The 18,943-nt window shown below is 55.7% G+C and carries 23 protein-coding genes and 1 pseudogene; 14 read left to right on the top strand and 10 right to left on the bottom strand.

What is annotated here, in order from left to right; translation table 11 throughout:
• Window positions 1–9: 9 nt before the first annotated feature.
• From PFER_RS01615 to PFER_RS01595, 5 genes are all read left to right on the top strand, one after another.
• Window positions 10–993, top strand: coding sequence for a hypothetical protein (locus PFER_RS01615; RefSeq protein WP_048148049.1), 984 nt, complete (start codon window positions 10–12; stop codon window positions 991–993).
• A 33-nt stretch (window positions 994–1,026) separates the two neighbouring features.
• On the top strand, window positions 1,027–1,752 hold the full coding sequence (locus tag PFER_RS01610) for a TIGR02253 family HAD-type hydrolase (protein ID WP_048148047.1): 726 nt from the start codon (window positions 1,027–1,029) through the stop codon (window positions 1,750–1,752).
• Entirely contained in the window at window positions 1,712–2,278 is a 567-nt protein-coding gene (locus tag PFER_RS01605; protein WP_245612395.1) for an ASCH domain-containing protein, read from the top strand. The genes PFER_RS01610 and PFER_RS01605 overlap by 41 nt, the downstream gene beginning before the upstream one ends.
• A 183-nt stretch (window positions 2,279–2,461) precedes the next feature.
• Complete coding sequence (locus tag PFER_RS01600) at window positions 2,462–2,719, top strand: 50S ribosomal protein L35ae (protein ID WP_048148045.1); 258 nt, start codon at window positions 2,462–2,464, stop codon at window positions 2,717–2,719.
• A 44-nt stretch (window positions 2,720–2,763) separates the two neighbouring features.
• The gene (locus PFER_RS01595) at window positions 2,764–3,903 is read left to right on the top strand and encodes a tRNA (guanine(10)-N(2))-dimethyltransferase (RefSeq protein ID WP_048148043.1); all 1,140 of its coding nucleotides are present in this window, start codon (window positions 2,764–2,766) and stop codon (window positions 3,901–3,903) included.
• Here the strand turns inward: PFER_RS01595 and PFER_RS01590 are convergent.
• Window positions 3,887–4,441, bottom strand: coding sequence for an adenosylcobinamide amidohydrolase (locus PFER_RS01590; RefSeq protein WP_048148341.1), 555 nt, complete (start codon window positions 4,439–4,441; stop codon window positions 3,887–3,889). The two genes, PFER_RS01595 and PFER_RS01590, sit on opposite strands and share 17 nt — an antisense overlap.
• A 16-nt stretch (window positions 4,442–4,457) precedes the next feature.
• Window positions 4,458–5,288: a hypothetical protein gene (locus PFER_RS11815; RefSeq protein ID WP_052696161.1), complete on the bottom strand. Its 831-nt coding sequence runs from the start codon at window positions 5,286–5,288 to the stop codon at window positions 4,458–4,460.
• A gap of 86 nt (window positions 5,289–5,374) precedes the next feature.
• On the opposite strand from PFER_RS11815, the gene cbiB reads away from it, so the two are divergent.
• Genes cbiB through PFER_RS01570 form a run of 3 tightly spaced genes read left to right on the top strand, consistent with a single transcriptional unit; the run spans window position 5,375 to window position 7,987 of the window.
• Window positions 5,375–6,253, top strand: a complete 879-nt coding sequence (cbiB, locus tag PFER_RS01580) for an adenosylcobinamide-phosphate synthase CbiB (RefSeq protein ID WP_048148040.1) — start codon at window positions 5,375–5,377, stop codon at window positions 6,251–6,253.
• Window positions 6,238–7,200: an aminotransferase class I/II-fold pyridoxal phosphate-dependent enzyme gene (locus PFER_RS01575; protein WP_048148038.1), complete on the top strand. Its 963-nt coding sequence runs from the start codon at window positions 6,238–6,240 to the stop codon at window positions 7,198–7,200. The genes cbiB and PFER_RS01575 overlap by 16 nt, the downstream gene beginning before the upstream one ends.
• Before the next feature lie 31 nt (window positions 7,201–7,231).
• A complete protein-coding gene (locus PFER_RS01570; RefSeq protein WP_048148035.1) occupies window positions 7,232–7,987 on the top strand; it encodes a class I SAM-dependent methyltransferase in 756 nt (251 codons plus the stop codon).
• A gap of 51 nt (window positions 7,988–8,038) precedes the next feature.
• Here PFER_RS01570 and cobT read toward each other — a convergent pair whose 3' ends face one another.
• On the bottom strand, window positions 8,039–9,055 hold the full coding sequence (cobT, locus tag PFER_RS01565) for a nicotinate mononucleotide-dependent phosphoribosyltransferase CobT (RefSeq protein ID WP_048148032.1): 1,017 nt from the start codon (window positions 9,053–9,055) through the stop codon (window positions 8,039–8,041).
• A 67-nt stretch (window positions 9,056–9,122) separates the two neighbouring features.
• Here cobT and PFER_RS01560 point away from each other — a divergent pair, with 67 nt between their 5' ends.
• The 4 genes from PFER_RS01560 to PFER_RS01545 all read left to right on the top strand — a co-directional run bounded on the left by PFER_RS01560 (window position 9,123) and on the right by PFER_RS01545 (window position 13,667).
• Window positions 9,123–10,112: an ABC transporter substrate-binding protein gene (locus tag PFER_RS01560; RefSeq protein WP_048148030.1), complete on the top strand. Its 990-nt coding sequence runs from the start codon at window positions 9,123–9,125 to the stop codon at window positions 10,110–10,112.
• A gap of 25 nt (window positions 10,113–10,137) precedes the next feature.
• Window positions 10,138–10,854, top strand: a complete 717-nt coding sequence (locus PFER_RS01555; protein ID WP_052696160.1) for a radical SAM protein — start codon at window positions 10,138–10,140, stop codon at window positions 10,852–10,854.
• Between the two features lie 2 nt (window positions 10,855–10,856).
• Window positions 10,857–12,308, top strand: a complete 1,452-nt coding sequence (locus PFER_RS01550; RefSeq protein WP_048148026.1) for a cobyric acid synthase — start codon at window positions 10,857–10,859, stop codon at window positions 12,306–12,308.
• 135 nt (window positions 12,309–12,443) lie between these two features.
• Entirely contained in the window at window positions 12,444–13,667 is a 1,224-nt protein-coding gene (locus PFER_RS01545; RefSeq protein WP_048148024.1) for a hypothetical protein, read from the top strand.
• A 237-nt stretch (window positions 13,668–13,904) separates the two neighbouring features.
• On the opposite strand, the gene PFER_RS01540 is transcribed toward PFER_RS01545, so the two are convergent.
• From PFER_RS01540 to PFER_RS01520, 5 genes and pseudogenes are all read right to left on the bottom strand, one after another.
• Window positions 13,905–14,444: an NTP transferase domain-containing protein gene (locus PFER_RS01540; RefSeq protein WP_048148022.1), complete on the bottom strand. Its 540-nt coding sequence runs from the start codon at window positions 14,442–14,444 to the stop codon at window positions 13,905–13,907.
• A complete protein-coding gene (gene cobS, locus PFER_RS01535; protein WP_048148020.1) occupies window positions 14,441–15,136 on the bottom strand; it encodes an adenosylcobinamide-GDP ribazoletransferase in 696 nt (231 codons plus the stop codon). The genes PFER_RS01540 and cobS overlap by 4 nt, the downstream gene beginning before the upstream one ends.
• Window positions 15,137–15,340: 204 nt before the next feature.
• A pseudogene (cobZ, locus tag PFER_RS01530) lies at window positions 15,341–15,745 on the bottom strand (alpha-ribazole phosphatase CobZ); the annotation flags it as partial.
• Window positions 15,742–16,383 carry a PAB0415 family putative ATP pyrophosphatase gene (locus tag PFER_RS01525; protein ID WP_048148016.1) on the bottom strand — a complete coding sequence of 214 codons (642 nt, stop codon included), beginning with the start codon at window positions 16,381–16,383 and terminating at the stop codon, window positions 15,742–15,744. The gene PFER_RS01525 and the pseudogene cobZ, both read right to left, overlap by 4 nt.
• Complete coding sequence (locus PFER_RS01520) at window positions 16,380–16,628, bottom strand: hypothetical protein (RefSeq protein WP_048148014.1); 249 nt, start codon at window positions 16,626–16,628, stop codon at window positions 16,380–16,382. Before PFER_RS01520 ends, PFER_RS01525 begins: the two co-directional genes overlap by 4 nt.
• 139 nt (window positions 16,629–16,767) lie before the next feature.
• On the opposite strand from PFER_RS01520, the gene PFER_RS01515 reads away from it, so the two are divergent.
• On the top strand, window positions 16,768–17,532 hold the full coding sequence (locus tag PFER_RS01515; protein WP_048148012.1) for a sulfite exporter TauE/SafE family protein: 765 nt from the start codon (window positions 16,768–16,770) through the stop codon (window positions 17,530–17,532).
• Here the strand turns inward: PFER_RS01515 and PFER_RS01510 are convergent.
• Window positions 17,504–18,025 carry a hypothetical protein gene (locus PFER_RS01510; protein WP_048148010.1) on the bottom strand — a complete coding sequence of 174 codons (522 nt, stop codon included), beginning with the start codon at window positions 18,023–18,025 and terminating at the stop codon, window positions 17,504–17,506. The genes PFER_RS01515 and PFER_RS01510 overlap by 29 nt on opposite strands.
• 115 nt (window positions 18,026–18,140) lie before the next feature.
• Here PFER_RS01510 and PFER_RS01505 point away from each other — a divergent pair, with 115 nt between their 5' ends.
• Window positions 18,141–18,560 (top strand): PPC domain-containing DNA-binding protein, encoded by a 420-nt coding sequence (locus PFER_RS01505; RefSeq protein WP_048148008.1) that lies wholly within the window; start codon window positions 18,141–18,143, stop codon window positions 18,558–18,560.
• Window positions 18,561–18,585: 25 nt separating this feature from the next.
• On the opposite strand, the gene PFER_RS01500 is transcribed toward PFER_RS01505, so the two are convergent.
• Complete coding sequence (locus tag PFER_RS01500; RefSeq protein ID WP_048148006.1) at window positions 18,586–18,894, bottom strand: antibiotic biosynthesis monooxygenase; 309 nt, start codon at window positions 18,892–18,894, stop codon at window positions 18,586–18,588.
• Window positions 18,895–18,943 lie beyond the last annotated feature (49 nt).

Genomic DNA, 18,943 nt, shown 5'->3' with positions numbered 1-18,943 from the left:
GGTGCTAAAATGCAGAGCATGAGAAAGCTGATGGTACCCCTTGTGCTCGGCCTCATCTTCCTTTCCATCCCGGCCGGCGCCGAAAGCACCGACCCATACGCGGAATTCTGGGAAATACTCGAGCGCACAGCGGGGCTAATAGTTGAGTTCAACGCCACCGCCAATGAAACCCTGGCTCCCGCGCTCATAAATTCCACGCTGGATGGGATAGACAACGCCATCACAATATCCACTCTCGTCTGGGAGGCCAAGGAAGAGCTTGAAGCCTCGGGGGTTCAGCTGTACTACACGGAGGAAGAGCTACGGGCCATGGCGGAGGAGGTATCCCAAAATGGTCTTCCTCCTGAGACCGTTGAAAACTTCAGAGAGCAGGGGTGGAGCGAGAGCGAGATACTGGCCCTCCAGAGTTACATCGCTAACAATGTGGACGAGATAAACGGGGACTTCAACATGTCCGAGTTCCTTGAGAACTTCAGCATTGCATTCATCAACGTGAGCTTCAAGTACGCCGACTACTCCGCGTGGGCCCTGGAGAGGTGGAAGTGGAACGGAGAGGGCACCGTCCCGGAGGCAAGGGCCAGGGGGATCCCTCCCGGCCTTTTGAGCGAGTGGAACAGCTTCTACAGCGCCTACCTTGAGGGGGACTACGAGGGGGCACTTGAAGGTGCAAGAACCCTCAGGAAAAGGATTTATGCCCTCTCCACCGCGGAGGATGCCGAGCGCCTGGGAAGCGGAGTTCTCGTAATGGGGCTCAGATGGGAGCACATACCCCTGAACGGCACCTTCGTCACCATTGAGAGGAGGTACTACTGGAACGCCATCGAGAGCTACCGCTTAGCCCTTGAGGCTGAGGCGGTACTAGCGGCCAAAGTCGGCGGCAACGGAAGTGAGAAACTCAACGGGATGCTTGCCGGCAAGGTTGAGGAACTGAGGGACTCCCTTTACGCCCCGATGGAGTTCAGCATCGTCCGGGAGCCCCTTCGCAACCGTTAAATACCCTCTCTCCTACTTTTTATCGGTGGGAGGATGATAGAGGTTGTGTTCTTTGATCTGGATGATACGATAGCCGATACCTCTGTTCTCGCCGAGAGAGCCCGGAGAAACGCGATTGAAAACATGATAAAGCACGGTCTCCCCGTGGATTTCGAGACGGCCTACAACGAGCTTCTTGAGCTCATAAACGAATACGGAAGCAACTTCTCGCGTCACTTTGACTACCTCCTCAGGCGGCTTGACATTCCTTACAACCCCAAATGGGTGGCGGCTGGGGTTATAGGCTACCACAACACCAAGTTTACCCAGCTCAGAGATGTGAGACACGCGCGCAAAACCCTCATTAGGCTCAGCAAAGCCGGCTACCGTCTTGGCATAATCACCGATGGCGACCCCATAAAGCAGTGGGAGAAGATTCTGAGGCTTGAGCTGGACGACTTTTTTGAGGAGGTCATAATCTCGGACTTTGAGGGCGTGAAAAAGCCTCATCCCAAGATATTCCAGAAGGCCCTCAAGGTATTTGGCGTGAGTGCCGGAGAGGCGGTGATGGTGGGGGACAGGCTCTACTCCGACATCTACGGGGCCAAGGGCGTGGGAATGCACACGGTCTGGTTCCGCTACGGAAAGAGAAGAAACGCGGAGCTTGAATACAGGGAGTACGCCGACTTCGTGATAAACGACCTCCTGGAGCTCCCGGAGGTTCTGGAGGTGCTGAACGGTGGCGAGGGTTCAAATAAGGAAGTTCATGCTGGTGGATAGCGCCTACGTCCCGAAAATACTCTCTGGGAAGAAGACGACCACGATAAGGTTCGGCGACTACGAGGCGAAGCCTGGAAGGGATGTTTACGTTGTCTCGCGCCCCAGCGACACCGCCGTTGCGAAGGTGCTCATCAGAGGCGTGACCAAAAAGCGGGTGGGGGAGCTCACCAATGAGGACGCAAGGAAGGACGGCTTCAGGGACGTTAAGGAGCTTTTAAATGCCCTGACGAGAATTTACGGCCCGCTGGATGCCGAAGATAAGGTGAGCGTAATCGAGTTCGAGCTGGTCAAGCGGGTGGAGCCCGTCCCTTTAAAGCTCCTCAAAGGCTTAAACTACAGGGAGCCAGGGGAAGTGGCCAAACTCTACGTTGAGAGCGGAGTTTCCGCGGGCAAGGACGTTGATATAATCGTTTCCCACATCCACGAACAGGGTCTGAAGGCGGCGCTTAGGAAGTACGGCCCGGCGAGGGTTAAAAAGGCCCTCCTCGAGGCATACCACAAGCTCTTCGCGGAGGGGATAATCTAACGGGGAGGCGCGAAAAACGTGGCAGTGCGCCTCCCCAGGCGTCCGATAATACCGACGTCATCATCGCTCAGACTGGGCAAGGGTCTTCATCCGCCAGGTGATGCTACTCCCGGGAGCTTAAAAGCTTTGGCGCGCAATTTTTAAAAACCCCTCAGGGAAGGTTATTCTCGAGGTGGTGTAGTGATGAGGGGTGTAATCCTAAACTACGCCAGAGGGAAGCACAACCAGAGGAACCACCACATGCTGGTGGAGATTGAGGGAGTGAGGACGAGGGAGGAGGCCTCCCGCTACATCGGCAGGAAGGTCGTATGGAAGAGCCCGAGGGGAAAGAGGATCACGGGGAAGATTTTGAGGCCCCACGGCGAGAAGGGAGTTGTGAGGGTCTACTTTGAGGTTGGACTTCCAGGTCAGGCCCTCGGCGATGAAGTCATCATAAGGTGACGACAGGTTTAAAAATCCCCTCCCAAACTTTTTTCGGTGAGACCGTGGAGCTTCGCGAGATAAAAGAGGGCAAAGCAAGGATTCTCGTCCCCGAGGCGGAGAGGATTTACGATGCGCCGGTTTTCTACAACCCGGTGATGGCGCTCAACAGGGACGTAAGCGTCCTCGCCGTGAGGGTTCTGAGAGTTGGGAACGCCCTCGATGCACTAAGCGCCACAGGGATAAGGGGGATAAGGTACGCCCTCGAGAGTCAGGTGGAGGAGGTCTGGCTCAACGACATAAACCCCGACGCCTTCGAGCTCATAATCAGGAACGTTTCACTCAACTTCGGCCTTTCTCCGGAACGCTCCGAAAAGAGGGCCCTCTTTAAAGGCCTCAGAGAGCTCGTCGTGACCAACCTCGACGCTAATCTACTCATGGACGAGAACTTCAGGCACTTCGAGTTCGTTGACCTCGACCCCTTCGGGACGCCCCTTCCCTTCATTGACGCCTCTCTGAGGGCCGTCAGGAGGAAGGGCTACCTCGCGGTAACGGCCACGGACACGGGCGTGCTCTGCGGAGCCTACAAAAGCGCCTGCATAAGGAAGTACAACGCCCTTCCCCTGAGGGGCGAGCTGTGCCACGAGACCGGTCTGAGAATCCTTCTTGGAACCATAGCGAGGTACATCGGCAAGTACGATATGGGCTTCGAGGTTCTCCTAGCTTATTACCGCGACCACTACTTCAGGGCATTCCTCCGCCTCAAAGATGGGGCGAAGGCGGGGGACGGGACTGTGGAGAAGCTCGGTTACGTTTACTTCGACCAGAAAACGGGCCGCTTTGAGGTGGAGAAAGGGCTCCTCCCATCCCGGGGAAAGGCCCACGGTCCGATGTGGCTCGGCGAGCTCAAGGATGACTCCTTTGTGGAGGCCCTGCTCGAAGAAGCCGAGAAGAGCGAGCTCGCGGAGAAAAAGAAGGCCCTCAAGTTCCTGAGCATTCTAAACGGTGAGCTCGACATCCCGCTCTTCTACGAGCTCTCCATGATCGCCAAGAGGAACGGCCTCGAGGTGAGGAAGCCTGACCACGTCGTGGAGTCCCTGAGGGAGGGAGGCTTTAACGCCAGCAGGACCCACTTCTCCCCCACGGGGATAAAGACGGACGCGCCCCTTGAAGGGGTCGTAGGTGTCCTCAGGGCCCTCCAGTGAGCGCCTCCCATTTCCTTATGCTCTCCTCGAGGGCCTCCCTGACGGCGATGCCGATGTTCAGCCCGAGCTCCGTGGCTGTCCCCGTCCACTCCTTCTCCCCCTCGAAGGCAAAAACGCCAATCCCGTCGCTCGTCGTTCCAGTCGCGTTGTACCCAAGGCGCAGCAGGGTGTAGGTTTTTGCCTCCGTCGCGGTCATTATCGCGTTGGCCAGCGCACCAACCGTGAGACCGTCCTCAACAATGATGGCGAGGTTTATGGTTCCCGGCTCCCACGGAGGAGCCCTCTCGCCGGCTATCGCGGGGTTCGTTATCCCGGCCGTGACGTAGGCCCTAACGTTTCCACTCCTCGCTTTGGAGAGAACCTCCGGAATGTTCGCGGCGGTCATGAAGCCCACGAAGCGCTCCACCCCGTGGGCACCCTCGAACTCGCGGCAGTCCCTGCGGTAATCCCCGCTGTAGTTCTTCTCCACGCCCATGAAGAAGAATCCCCTCGCTCTAAAGAGGCCGCCGTTGTGGGGTGCGTTGCTCAACGCGAGCATTTCCTCCTCAAAGGGCCTAAGGAAGCTTTCTCGCCACAAAGCCGACACCTCTGCCGATCCCTATGAGTTCAACCACCTCACCGAGGGGCATCTCCGCGCTCCCTTCGGCGAGCTCGAGGGTTATCCTCTTCCCCCCTTCGCGGCGCTCGTAGATGCTCACCTCATCCGAGAGCCTGACCTCCCGGAAGCCTGCGGAAACCTCAAAGTGCCCCTCAAACGTCTCGCACACCCCATCAGGGCATTCGTACCTCCTTCCCGGCTCTAGGGTGCCGAGGAGGAGCTCCCACTTCAGAAGCTCCGCCATGAGCCTCCACGAAACCCTCGAGTGCTCGAAAAGCCTGCGCAGGGCGGTTATGAATGCCCCGAATGAGCGGTCGTTCTCGTCCCTCGTGGCAAAGAGTGCATAGAACGGGTCGCCTATCAAGCCGGATGGTATCTCCCTCCCTTCCCTTATCAGCCCCGCGTACCTGTGGAACCTTATGATTCTGTTGGCCCAGACCTGGACTGGCTTTGGGACACCGAGGGAAGAGAAGCGCCTGTCGAGGGAAAAGCCCCTCTCCAAATCTACCTTCTCGAGGGCCCCGAGCTGGAGAAGGGTCCCATCGCTCAGGAAAAGCCCGTTCTCCCGCAGGAAGTCCATAACCTCGCTGAAAAGTCCGTACACTTCCTCCACTCCCTCGAAGTCCCCCGCGGCAAAGAGGTAGAGCGAAGCGTCCGCCAGGTTGAGGAGGACGTTGGACTGGAGGCGCAGAAGGCCGTCAACACTCGGTTCTTCTCTTTTTATTCTTTCAAAAGTCTCTCTGGCGGCTTTGTAGAATGCCAGTCCCCTCTCCCTAAAATCCTCCATCCTAACACCCTCCGAAGGTTATGGGCCGGCACCAATAAACCTTTTGGTGGGCAAGGCTTAAAAAGGATAAAATATCCACTAGGCCCATGACCCTCCTCATAGTAGCCTCCCTGCTCTGGGACTTCATCCTCGGCGAGCCGCCATCGAGGCTTCACCCGGTGGTGTGGTTCGGCAGGGTAGCGGGTTATATGGATGCGCTCTACAAAAGGCGCTCTCCCATTATTGACTTCATCGCGGGCCTCTTCACGGCCGGAGTGGTGGTGGCCTTTGCGCTCACCCTCTCCTTCCTTCCCCTCTACGCGCCCTCCCCCCTGAACTACCTCCTGGCCATCTACCTCCTCAAGAGCTCCTTCGCCATACGGAGCCTCCACGAGCACGTATCAAAAACGGCGGTGGATAATATCGAGGAAAGGAGGAAGGCAGTATCAATGATAGTCAGCAGGGACGTTTCAAACCTCGATGAGGCGTATCTGAATTCCGCGGCCATAGAGAGCCTCGCCGAGAACCTGAACGATTCCGTCATCGCTCCCCTTTTCTACCTCCTCCTCTTCGGCCTGCCGGGGGCGATGGTTTACAGGGCAGTGAACACCCTTGATGCCATGCTGGGATATATGAGCGAGCGCTACGAGTACTTCGGGAAGTTCTCGGCCAGGCTTGACGACATCTTAAACTTCATCCCGGCTAGAATCACCGTGCTCCTCTACCTCCCGCTCGGAGGGAGAAGGGTGCTCCGCTACTGGAGGCTCGCGCGCTTTAAAATAAACTCCGACAAGCCTATAGCAGCTATGGGTGCAGTCCTCGGGGTGTGGCTTGAGAAGGGAGGGGTTTACCGGTTCCCGGGGAGAGAGCCCGGCGTTGAGGACATAAAACGGGCTTTGAGGGTCTCCACCTTCATCGTTGCCGAATGGGTTTTAATAACCTTTTCACTGCTCTCAACGGGGGTGTGTCCGTGCTTGAACCTCTGAAGTTCGAAACCTACCACGGTGGGGCAAGGGAGGAAGGGCTCCTCGACTTCTCGGCTTCGCTCAACCCGTATCCGCCGGAATGGCTGGGTGAGGTGTTCGAACGTGCCAAAGAGATAAGCAACCGCTACCCCTACTACGAAGCCCTCGAAGAGGGCCTGTCCTCTCTAATCGGTGAGGATGTAACGGTAACCGCTGGTATTACGGAGGCTCTCTACCTCCTCGGAGTCATTGTGCTTAAGGGAAAGAAGGTCGTAATCCCGGAGCACACCTACGGCGAGTACGAGAGGGCCGCGAGGGTCTTCGGGGCGAGTGTCGTCAAAGGGCCGAACGACCCGGAGGGACTTTCCCGGATCGTTGAAAAAGGCTCAATCGTCTTCTTCTGCAATCCCAACAACCCCGATGGACGGTTCTACAGGGAGGGGGAGCTCAAACCCCTCCTGGATGCCGTCGAAGAGAAAAACGCCCTCCTTGTGCTCGATGAGGCTTTCATAGACTTCGTGCAAAATCCCGAAAGCCCCGATGGGGAGAACATCGTAAAGCTCCGGACCTTCACGAAGAGCTACGGACTGCCCGGCATAAGGGTGGGCTATCTCCTTGGATTCCCGGAGGCCTTCCGGAGCGTGAGGATGCCGTGGGGGATAGGCTCGACGGGTGTGGCCTTCCTTGAGTTTCTGCTGGAGGATAAGTTCAGGCACCTCAAGAAGACCATGCCCCTTATATGGAAGGAGAAGAAGCGGATGGAAAAGGCCCTTGGAGTTAAAAGCGACGCCAACTTCTTCATAAAGCGCGTGGGCGATGCCCGAAATGCCGTCGAGGAACTGAAAAAGAGGGACATCCTCGTCAGGGACTGCACGAGCTTTGGATTACCCGAGTACGTCCGCTTTTCGGTGAGAAGGCCGGAGGAGAACGATATTCTCATTGAAACACTAAGGGAGTTAGGCTTTTAACCTGAACTGCTTTTCATACTCCGGTGGTGCCATGCACGAGCTCTACACGGCTCTCGCTGAATACTACGATGCCATCTACAGAGGAAGGGCCGAGAGGGTTAAGGAGGAGATTGACTTCGTCGAGGAAATCTTCAGGGAGGACGCGGGAAGAAGGGTTAGCCGCGTTCTCGACCTCGCCTGCGGCACGGGAATCCCGACCCTTGAGCTCGCGGAGAGGGGATACGACGTCGTTGGTTTGGACCTTCACGGGGAGATGCTAAGGATCGCGAGGCGGAAGGCGGAGGGGAGGGGCTTAAGCGTCGAGTTCCTCCAGGGGGACGCGCTCAGCATAAACTTCGAGGACGAGTTTGACGCCGTGACCATGTTCTTCTCATCGATTACATACTTCGATGAGTCTGCAATTAAACAACTGTTTAATTCTGTGAAGAGGGCCCTCAGACCGGGAGGTGTGTTCATAGCGGACTTCCCGGCGTGGCACTATAGCGGAAGGGCCAATCCCACGGTGTGGGACGAGAGGAAGGGGGAAGAAGGGATTGTAATCACCGACTGGCGGGAGCTCGAGCCGGCCTTTCAAAAGCTCCGCTTCAAGAGGCTCGTGCAGATAATCAGGCCGGACGGGAGCGTTAGGGCTTTCATGGTGGACGATGAGCTCAACGTCTACACGCCGAGGGAGATGAGGCTTATGGCAGGGTCGTGCTTCGACGATGTGAGGGTATACGGGAACCTTAAGAGGGATATGGGGCCAAGGGAAAGCAGGTACTGGCTCGTGGCGCTGAAGCGGGCTTGAAGTTCAGGAAAGCACGAAGATCAAAAGAGAAATTGGACGAAAGTCAGCTCCTCAGGGAGCTTTCATCTCCATGAGCCCCCTGTAGAGCTCCTCCACCTTGGCCGAGACGTCCTCTGGCGAGAAGCCCGCTTTGATAGCCAACCACGTGGCTCCACCAGCGCCAACGCCCTCCTTGACGTAGCCCCTCTCGTAGTCCCTCAGGCCTTTGAACTCGCTCTTAGAGAAGTCGAGGTCGGCTGAGTAGGTCATAACACCTATCTCCCGGGCCGTGCTGGAGAATGTGGCGCTCCCATCGCTTAGCACCCACCTCGTCGTCGCTATCATAAACCTGCCCACCTCCTCGCCGAGGGCCTTCAGGAGGGCCGAAACTGCCAGCATCTGCGTCCCGCCGGCCAAAACAACCTGCCCTTTAAAGCCGAGCGCAAGGCCAACAACCGTGACCATCATAGGGTCTCCAAACTGTCTGAGCGCTTCGAGGGGCCTGTCCTCGAGGGAGCCCCTCTCTACCCCGGCCCTTTTGAAGCCTTCATTTATGACCTCCTCCTTGAGGCTCTGTGGGTTCTCGGGGGCGGCAGAACTTGTTTTGGCGTCGTATCCAAGTGCCCAGAGAACGGCCTGGGCGGTAGTGGTTCCCCCGGGAGTTGATTCACCTATAACCAGCTCTTTTAGGGGGGCCTTGCCAAGTTCTTCTCCAAAAAGTTTGGCGCGGGCTATTATCTCCCCCGCCTCCGGAAGGGCCGGCCCCTTCCGAAAGTCCCTCCCAACGGCATCGCTTATGTGGACGTGAGGGATCAGCGGTGCCAGGTACGTCCCTCCCCTGACCACCATGACGGGAAATCCCGCGAGTTCCCTCGCGGCCTTCGTTATTATGGCAGGAGTTGGATGACCCTCGGGCGTCACGGGAATGACATCAACGATCCTCGGCTTCTCAAAAAACAAAAACTCCGCATCGGCCGGAGGGGTGAGCTTTGTGAGCTCCGGTGTGGCTCCAGCAACGCTTATTCCCGGTATTGTGCTAACCTCTGTGTTCCCAAGCACGAGCACGAACATGCTATCACCGGCTGGCATTTTTATCCAATAGGTTTATATACCCTTTGCCCCCACGCATACTGGACAAATAATCCAGGTGGTTGGAATGAAAAGGCTGAGGTTCCTTGGAGTAGCCCTTTTGGTCTTTGCCGTCCTCGTGAGCGGTTGCATAGGGAACGGCACGACGCAGACCGTCACACAGCAGGTTAAAACCACGGAAACCGTTACGGAAACAATAGCTCCCACGCACTACCCCCTGACCGTTAAGGACTTCGCGGACAGGGAGGTTAAAATCGAGAAAAAGCCCCAAAGGATAGTCTCCCTTGCCCCGAGCGTCACGGAGACCCTCTACTTCCTCGGTGCTCTGGATAGTGTGGTCGGCGTAACGAAGTTCGACGACTACCCCCCTGGAGTGCAGGGCGGAAGGGAGATAATAGGGGGTTTCAGCGACCCCAACATAGAGGTCATCGCCTCCCTCCAGCCCGACCTCATCATAGGAACCTCGATGCACCTCAAGTACCTTGACCAGCTTGAAGCGATAGCGCCTGTCATAATTCTCGACCCCAAGAACATGGAGGAGGTTTATAGAGCTGTTCAGCTCCTGGGAGATGTCCTCGACGAGAAGGGCAAAGCCGAGGGCGTTGTGGAGTTCATGAAGGCCGAGGTTGAGGGGGTTAAGTTCAGGGTGGCCAACGCAACGAGGCCCAAAGTGTTCTTCATAAGCTGGTGGAACCCCATCTACACCCCGGGCAAGAACACCTTCCAGGGGGACCTTATAGAGCTCGCGGGCGGTGAGAACATCTTCAGCGACCTTAACGGCTGGGCACAGGTTAGCATGGAGGACGTGCTCGCCAGGAACCCCGACGTGATTATACTCTCTGCCCACTCGGGGATTACCCCGGAGGAAGTGTGCAAGAGCGAACTCGCGAACACAAACGCCGTTAAGAACGGGAGGATATACGTGGTCAGCGACGACAACGCCATCTCGAGGCCGGGGCCCAGGCTCGTGGATGCTCTAAAGGAGCTCTCCTACTTCATCCACCCCGAGGCCTACGGGTACTCCTTCCAGCCCGTGAGCTGCCCCGTCGAGGGCTGACCCTTTTCTCCTTTTGGGTGGTTCCATGAGGGTTTACCACATCGTGAGGTTCAGGAGCGGAAGCGCCTACGTGCTCTTCGATGGCTGCAACTGGAACTGTTCCTTCTGCGTGTGGCGTGAGGTAACGCGCTGGAGCCTCTGCCTTCCGGATGGGGCTAAGAAGAGGCTTGACATCCTCTGGGAGCGCGGAGTTAGATACCTCTCCGTTGATGATGCCGTGGAACTATTGATGAAAGCCAGCGCGAGGGTAGCCTTCCTCGGTGGAGGAGAGCCCACCCTCGACCCGGAGCTTAAGGCTCTAATGCGCGCCCTTCGGAGGGAGGGAATAAAACCGTGGCTCGTCACGAACGGCGAGAACCTTGATGACGAGATGGTGGAGCTAGCGGAGGGAATAACCTTCAGCATAAAGGCCCTCGATGACAGGCTGCACCGCGGGATAACGGGGGTCTCAAACGAAAGGGCACTTGAGAACTTTGAGAGGTACGCAAAAACCGGGAAGCTCGTTGCAGAGACCGTTTTTGTGCCGGGCCTTGTGGAGTGTGACGAGATAGAGCGGATAGCCCGCTTCATAGCGTCCCTTAACCCGGACATGCCCCTCAGGATTGACCCGCTCGTCCAGGGAGCGAATTTTAAGGATGTAGACGAGTGCATAGAGCGCGTGAGAAAAATCCTGCCGAAAACAGATAGGGTACGCGTTAAGGGGAGCGTTGAGCCTCCCGAAGTTCTCTACCCGGAGGTGTGAAGGTGGGGAAGGCGCTCATGGTTCAGGGGACAATGTCAGGGGCCGGAAAGTCGCTCCTCGTTGCTGCCCTCTGCAGGATCTTCTCGAACCTCGGCTACGATGTGGTCCCCTTCAAGAGCCAGAACATGAGCTTAAACTCTGCCCCAAGCATTGAGGGGGGAGAGATAAGCCGCGCCCAGTACCTTCAGGCGCTCGCCTGCAGGAAAAAGCCAAGCGTGAAGTTCAACCCAATCCTCCTCAAGCCAGAAGGGAACATGAGAAGCCAGGTCGTCTTCATGGGCAAGTCGATAGGGAGCGTCTTGGCAAGGGATTACATACTCTCAAAGAAGGCCGAGCTTTTTGAAAAGGCCGTTGCGGTCTTGAGGGAGCTGATGGAGAAGCACGACCTTGTGATAATCGAGGGTGCGGGCTCTCCTGTGGAGATAAACCTCAAGGACTACGACATAGCCAACATGCGCGTTGCGAAGGCCGTAAACGCTCCCGTCATCTTAGTGGCGGACATAGACAGGGGTGGGAGCTTCGCCCAGATAGTAGGGACTATGGAGCTTTTGAGCGAGGAGGAGCGTGACCTCGTTACGGGCTTCGTCTTCAACAAGTTCAGGGGTGACCTTTCCCTCCTGAAGCCGGGCTTCGAGTTCCTCGAAGAGAAATATGAAAGACCTGTCCTCGGCGTTGTGCCCTACATCGAGCACCGCCTACCTGAAGAGGACTCGCTCGCTGAGTTCCCGAGGGTTAAGGGCGAGCTCCATATTCAGATAATCAAGCTTCCCCACATAAGCAACTTCACGGACTTTGAACCGCTCCACTGGGCGAACGGCGTGGATTACGTCACGAGGGCGGAGGAAATAACGGGCGACCTCATCATCGTTCCTGGAAGCAAGAACACCGTTGAAGACCTGCTCTGGATGAGGGAAAACGGGATTGAGGATGCAATAATTGAAGCCCACAGGGAGGGCTCCTTCGTCGTTGGAATCTGCGGCGGCTTCCAGATGCTTGGACAGGAGATAATCGATAAGGTTGAATCGAAGAGAGGTAAAGTTAAGGGCATCGGCCTCCTGCCGGCCAAAACCGTCTTTTCCCGGGAGAAGAGGACGAACCACCTGAATGCCAAGGTGCTCTGGGAACCGGCGAGGGGGATGATCGTTGAGGGGTACGAAATACGTATGGGGCGCTCCGCAAGCAGGAACCCCTTCTCAATAATAACCTCCATAAACGGGGCCAAAGCCTTCGAGCCGGAGGGCGCGATAGGGGAGAGGGCCTTCGGCACCTACCTCCACGGAATCTTCCACAACTTCGCCTTCACGGAGAGGTTTCTCAATATACTGAGAGCTGAGAAGGGGCTTGAGCCAGTGAAGGTTGAAGAGTGGAGCATAGAAGAAGAGATAGAGAGGTTCGCGAAGGTTGTGGGGGATAACATTAACGTTGGATCCTTACTAAACGTTTTGTTTAAATGAGCGAAAAATTTAAGGATTTCGAGTTATACATTAGCTAACATGTTGCAGAGGAAATTAGTATCTTTACTCACGATCGTCACTCTCATCATCTTGTCGTCTGTGGCCATACACCTCAGTTGTAAGGTTAGTGGGGTTATGGAGCGTCCCTTAGACCCTCCGCTGGTCTTCCCCAACGAAACTCCAGCCCTTTACTACACGAGATATCTCACAAATGCCTCCCGCATTCAGGTGTTCTTTGGGGACTGGGAGAACGCGAAGAAATTTTCCGCATTTATTCAGAACCGCTCGGTTGTAGTATTCTCCTATGGGTTCAGTGCCACTGTTTTAATGAGAAGGGAAGATATGAGGAGAGCGTTAGAACTCGCCGACTACTGGAACGAAGCGGAGCTTCCTCCCTACGGTTATGGGAACCCGCAAGAGGTGGAACAAAGGAATGAGGCTTTGGATTTCCTCCTGAGCAACTACGATTTTCCGGAACCCATTCGTAACTACCTGCTTAATGAAAAGAACAAAATGGAAGAGCAATTGAACTCAATAAAACGAGCCCGGAGCTTCATCCAGTCCCACAGGGGCTTGAGCTACTACGAGATCACCGTGCTAGAGCCGTCATCCGTTGTGAAAAAGAATCTGCCAGATATGTCATGGGAACTGGCAGTACTTGTGGGGGTCGAGGTGGTACTGTTTGTTATTCTCTTCGTGGAAAATGACAAAAGAATTCGGGCACTACTTTCGATCTCAATACTTGTCCTTATGGTGCCTGTGTACGAATTGTCGAATTACGAAAGAGCCCTAAAGGACCATGAGGCCGTAAGGAATTATATACTTAGGATGCCCGAAAAGGGCTATGATTGGACATCGCCCAAGGATATTAACGGAAGCGTTGGAATCTCGTGTTTCGTTAAAAACACCCAGGAGCTGAAGAGAATACTGGAGCAGGTCAATTCTACGGAAGTTGTGGTAGAACGATCCCTCAGAGGGAACTGGGTTAGCTTGAGGTTCACAGGCTATGTCCCGGGAAGGTTTCTTCAATCTAAGAAATGTTACCTAGACACGTACGGATACAAATGCCCCCCGTCCGTCACCCCCAAGGAACTCAGCGTTATTAATGAAACGCGCAAGATAATCCAGGAGATTACCGCGGACAAGAGGTACCTGGTTGAACGGGCGCTTTCCCAATACAACCTCACGCTCATGTCCTGTGACAGGCAGCACAGCTCTTTCCCTCCCGGGGAGTACATTGTCAGCCTAATGATAATGCCCGACAGAGTGGAAGTGCCCTCTTTGTTCCCCACACTCGATGCGCTCATATTAGCGATGCTGCTTCTCTTCTCTACGTTTTTGTTTTCAGAGGAGAGATGAAGTGACCCAGCAGAGAGTAAGATAAGTGTTCTAAAATAGTCCTCCGGCCCCTCCAGTATCTTCGGCGGGTGTCTCCTTCTCCACCAGAGCTTAATCCTGATGTAGGCGTAGAACCCGAGGAATAGAACCACAGCCAGGGCTATGAATACCAGCGCGAAGAGAAGGAAGCCAAAGAAGAGAAGGCCCGCGATGAGAATGAGGCCTATGAAGACCAGTGCACCTTTTATCTCTCCCGGCTCATCTTCCCACCAGCTCCGCTATCATTTCAGCGAGCTTTAACTCTTCCGGCGTGTTGACGTTTAAGGCCAAAAGCGGGTTCTCAAGCTCAAGGAACCTCTCGCCCTCGAAGCCCACCGCGTTGAGGCCGACTATCGCGTAGCCCCGATAAACGAGCGGTTTAAGGTCTTTTGGGGCTTTTTCAAGGGGCAGAACTCCCGTCAGGCTCTCCCTCCCATCAAAGGCCTTTTTAACGGCATAAAAATCGCTCGGCTTGATGAAGGGAATGTCTGCGGAGGAGCTTATAAAAGGGCCGAGCTCACTCAGAAGCCACTGAACGTCCTCGACATAGCCTTTCCCAGGAGTATCAACGAAGGAAATCCCCTCACGGAGGCACAGCTCCCTCGTCTTCGGTGTGTTCCTTGAGAGCGCCACGAGGGTCTCATCAACACGCGAGGCACTCTCGTAAATCCGGAGGAGCATTTCTCTTCCAGCTATTTTCAGAACGGGCTTTTCCTTTCCCATGCGCGTTGACTTGCCCCCGGCTAGGATGATTATCACGCGTACCACCACACAAGTGCCATAACCAAAAGCGTTCCAGCGCGGGTTAACTCCGCAACTGCACCGATGCAGTCCCCGTTTATGCCTCCAAAATTCTCAATGCTGAGCTTGACCACGTAGGCACCGGCAAGAAGGCCCAGGGGCGAAAGTAAGCTCTTGGGGTCGTAAAGAGCCGGGGGCAAGAGGAGGGTTAGGTAAAGCAGGCTCCCGAAGGCCAGCTGCCTCCGGTTCATTCCCTCCATGAAGTACGCACCCAAACCACTCCCAAGGGACCTTTTGGTGGCAAGGGCCAGCAGCATGGCATATTTGGAGTTCAGCTCGGCCAGGAAGATGGCATAGAACGGAACGAGCGGAAGGGAGTAAACCTGGAGGAGAAGAGCCATAACGACCGCAAAAATTCCCGCTATTCCGGTGTTCACGTCCTTCATAACCCGAATTTTCCTCTCCCTGTCGCCCTTGACCATTATTCCATCCGCCCAGTCGGCCAAGCCATCCAGGTGGAGGAGACCAATCGTAAAGTAGAGGGCAAGAAGGGCAAGAACGTTCGCCAGTGGGAGCTTGAGGTACAGGATAAAGGTTGGGATGGCCGAGCTCACCAGGGCGACCAGCGGGAAGGCCCATAGCTCTCCCCTGGTCTTCTCGAAGTCGCCCCTTACCGGAACCCGCGTGAGGAATGGAAGAACGTTTCTCATAACACTCCCCCTAAAGCTTTTAAGCGCTGCAACCTACCACCGCCCATGGAGAGAAAGACCCTTTACCGCCTCCTGCTCCCCCTCGTCCTCATCCTCGCTGCCCTCTACACGCTTGGCCTCGTTGGTAAGGTTCCCTTTAGCGTCAGCTACTACATCACGATATTCTTCATATTCCTCTTCATCTTCCTGCGCTGGGAGGAGAGGCTGAGAAAATAGCGCCGTCATGCAGCCGGCTATAAACCCTCCGATAGCGTCATCGAGGAACGGCGGGAGTTCCTTCAAAATTCCGGGCTTTCTGGTGTCGTAGTAGAAGAAGTTGAAGAGTGCCATCTTTCCGCCGATGTACTCGGCTATGTTGATGCCCATCAGCTCGTCCGCCACGAGGTTCACAGGGTCGCCCTCGACTTTAAACCGCCCCTCGAGCAGTAGGGCGGCCATCAGGAGAGCCTGAACGTTGATGTCGTTAAGATAGCGGAGCATCAGCCCTCTGAGCTTTTCTCTGGCGGCTTCTTTTCCTTCCCCTATGTAGAGCCCCACGGCAGTATCGAGTATCGCCTCAAGGGTTATCCCCTTTGATTCGAGCCTATGGAGGATTTCTTGGGTGTTCATTCTCTCACCAGCCTGAACCTCAGCCACCAGTACCTTTCACTTTCATCAACGGAGTTTATCTCGATATCAAACCTCTCCTCGCAAAGAGGGCATTCCAAAACGACCGTGTGGAATTCCCCCGCTTCGCCGATCGGGTCGACCCCGGGGTTCGCTTCGAGGAACTTCTCCAAATCCTCAACCGAGCGGAAGGTGTAGCCGAGCCACTCCTCTCCGAGCTTTTTCTTATTTACCGCTATTATTGCCCACCTGAAGTCTGCATTCAGCATTTCCTCGGCAAGCTCCCTAGTGTTTTTTCCCCAAAGAGGTTCGAGCGGTTTTACGCCCGCTTTCTCAGCGAGGGATTCGACCCATCTCATGTGATCCTCGAGGTAAACGTCACCCGCTATGATGTAATCAATGCCGAGTGAGCCTATGAACTCCGCTAAGGCTTCGCTCCCCTTCGCCATGTCAAAGGTGAGCAGTTCCCGCCCCATGGCCTCAGCCAGCGTTTCCAAGGCCCCAAAGTTCTCCCAGTGGGGGGAGAGGCCTATTGTCGTCTTGAGCGTTAGGAGGTATGGGACATCAACCCCGCGCTTTTCCGCCAGATAGGTTGCGTAGAGCCCATCCTTTCCTCCCGAGAAAAATGCCACGCCCTTCAAACCCCTCCCCCCAGCCTTGCCTCCTCGTATTCCGCCCTAACTTTCTGGAGTTCCCTCTCCTCCACGTACGGAATCACCGCCCCGCAGTCAAGGCAGAGCCACGGGTAAGCCTTTACGGTCCCGCTAATCGCTCCCTTAAGGTCCTTCTTCCACGGAGCCTTCCAGAAGTAGAGGGAATAGCCTTCCTGGGGACTCTTCCCCTTGACCATAACCCCTCCACAGAAGGGGCACTTTTTCGTCTCCATACCACCACCAATCCTGTAAACTCTTTGGAGTTTTTATCCATTGTGCTGCTGCCACATTAACTCCTTCCCGACAGGTTTATTAAGCCCTTTCGACGTGTATCTTAACGATGCTGAACGAGTCACATGGAGGTGCGGTGATTTGTTGAGGTACATTGAATACTTTGGTGTTGGGGTTTTCATAGGCATCCTTGCGGCCCTCTTCGGCCTCGGCGGCGGCTTCTTAGTCGTTCCCACTCTGAACCTCCTTGGTGTTGAAATTCACCACGCCGTCGGAACTTCAAGCGCGGCAGTTGTTTTTACCTCGCTCAGCTCCGCCCTTGCTTACCACAGGCAGGGGAGGATACACTACAAGGCCGGCCTTCTGCTCGCCTCAACGGCTGTTTTTGGGGCATACATAGGGGCGTGGGCCACGAGCTACATAAGCTCCTCCCAGCTCAAGGTGATCTTCGGTGTTGTCCTCTTCCTCGTGGCGATAAGACTCTATCGCAAGAAGAGCAGGGAGCCACACGAAGTAGACCTGAGTCAGGTCGAGCTCGACTATAAAGTGGTTCCAATCGGCGGTTTCATCGCGGGGATAGCAAGCGGTCTCCTTGGAATCGGCGGCGGGGCCATAAACGTGCCCTTCCTCACTTACATGGGGCTCCCGATACACTACGCCGTTGCCACTTCAAGCTTCGCCATTGTGTTCACCGCAACCAGTGGCGCTCTGAAGCACTACATGCTGGGCAACGTTGAATTCCAGTGGCTGCTCCTCCTCGTGCCCGGCCTCATAGTTGGCGCTCAGCTCGGGGCAAGGATTGCGAAGAGGACGAAGGCATCGCAGCTCACGAAGGCCTTCGCCGTTGTGATGGCCTTTCTGGCCATAAGGATGATTCTCAAGGGGCTTGGCTATGCTGTGCCTTGAGTTCCCTCTTTTTCTTGATGCATGCCACCGCGAGAACCACGGCCATCACTAGGAGGACGTACCAAACTATGACTAGAGGCCTATCGTAGGGGTACGGGCCGCCCGCCAAGATGTCCGGAAGGGTCATGGGGAAGAGCATTAGGCTGAGAAGGAGGCCCACGAGGCCTCCGAAGAGGAAGCTCAAAACGTTCCCTCCGCCATACCCCATCTCCCCGCGAATAGGGCCCTGAGGTAGGTAACCGAGTCCGACCGTAACGATCCACAGGAGGACGGCGGCGATGAGTGTGCCCCGGCTAATCTCTCCTCTTTTTCGTTCGTAGGCTCCGTACCCGAGCACAAGCAGCAGCGCGGAGGATGAACACTCGAGCCAAGTCGCAAGGTCCTTGTAGAACCCGTAGGGAGCGTCCCAGTTGGCGAAGGCCACGGCTCCGGGCATGGGGAGGAGGAACGAGAGCACCACGAGGAGCCAGAACATGATGGTCTTTGGGTTCATACGTCTCCCCCAGAAGATCCGACCCCCGGATTAAAGTACCTTTCCATGGGAACCGCATTCTAAATTACCCAAAGCGTTAAATCCTCGTCCGCATATTAATCTCTGGTGATGCATTATGAAGTTTTCTAAGGGCCGGGCCTTCCTCTTTCGCGTACCCGAGGGGGAGGAGCTTCTCAGATACATAAACGAGTTCGCGAAGAAGAACAACGTTCTTATGGGTACCGTTAGCGCCATAGGCAGCCTCCGGAACCCGAAGATAGGCTATTTCGACGAGGCTGCGGGCGGATACAATGTCATCGAGCTGAGTGGAACGTATGAGCTCGTCTCACTGAGCGGGAACGTAAGCCTCAAGGACGGAGAGCCCTTCGCCCACATCCACGTCGCACTGGGGGATTCGGATGGTTCGCTCTACGGCGGGCACTTGGTTGAAGGCGAGGTCTTCGTGGCGGAGGTCTTCATCCAGGAGCTCCTTGGGGAAATCCTTGAGAGGAAGCCCCAGGAGAACGGGCTGAGCCTGTGGGATGTGGAAGAGTGAAAACGCTGGGGGATTCCCCCGCTCCTCATTTCTCATAGAATATCTCGTAATGCTGAACGTATTTCTCCTTCTCCAGAAGAAACTCGTTGTCCTCCGGGTAGTACTTGGCCAGCTCGGGGTTTTCGCCCGCGAACTTTTTAATGGACTCCATTGAATCCCATATCGTCACGAGCAGAAAGTGGGTCTCGTTCTCCTCGTCCCGTCTCGTGAAGTGGAGCTTCAAAAGCCCCTCGACGGAGCTGTAGTCCGGAACCGCCCGCTCTATTAGAAAGCGCTCGTAGGCGTCTCCCTTCTCCCTCGGCACGCGCCCGTGCCACAGCCTCATGATTGCCATGGTATCACCGGTGTAAGTAGCCTCTAGGGGATATAACTCTTGTGTTTCA

Origin of the sequence: Palaeococcus ferrophilus DSM 13482, from assembly GCF_000966265.1 — an archaeon.
Taxonomy (GTDB): Archaea; Methanobacteriota_B; Thermococci; order Thermococcales; family Thermococcaceae; genus Palaeococcus; species Palaeococcus ferrophilus.
The sequence above is the reverse complement of the archived record's forward strand: the minus strand, read 5'-3'. Positions and strand labels throughout refer to the sequence as shown.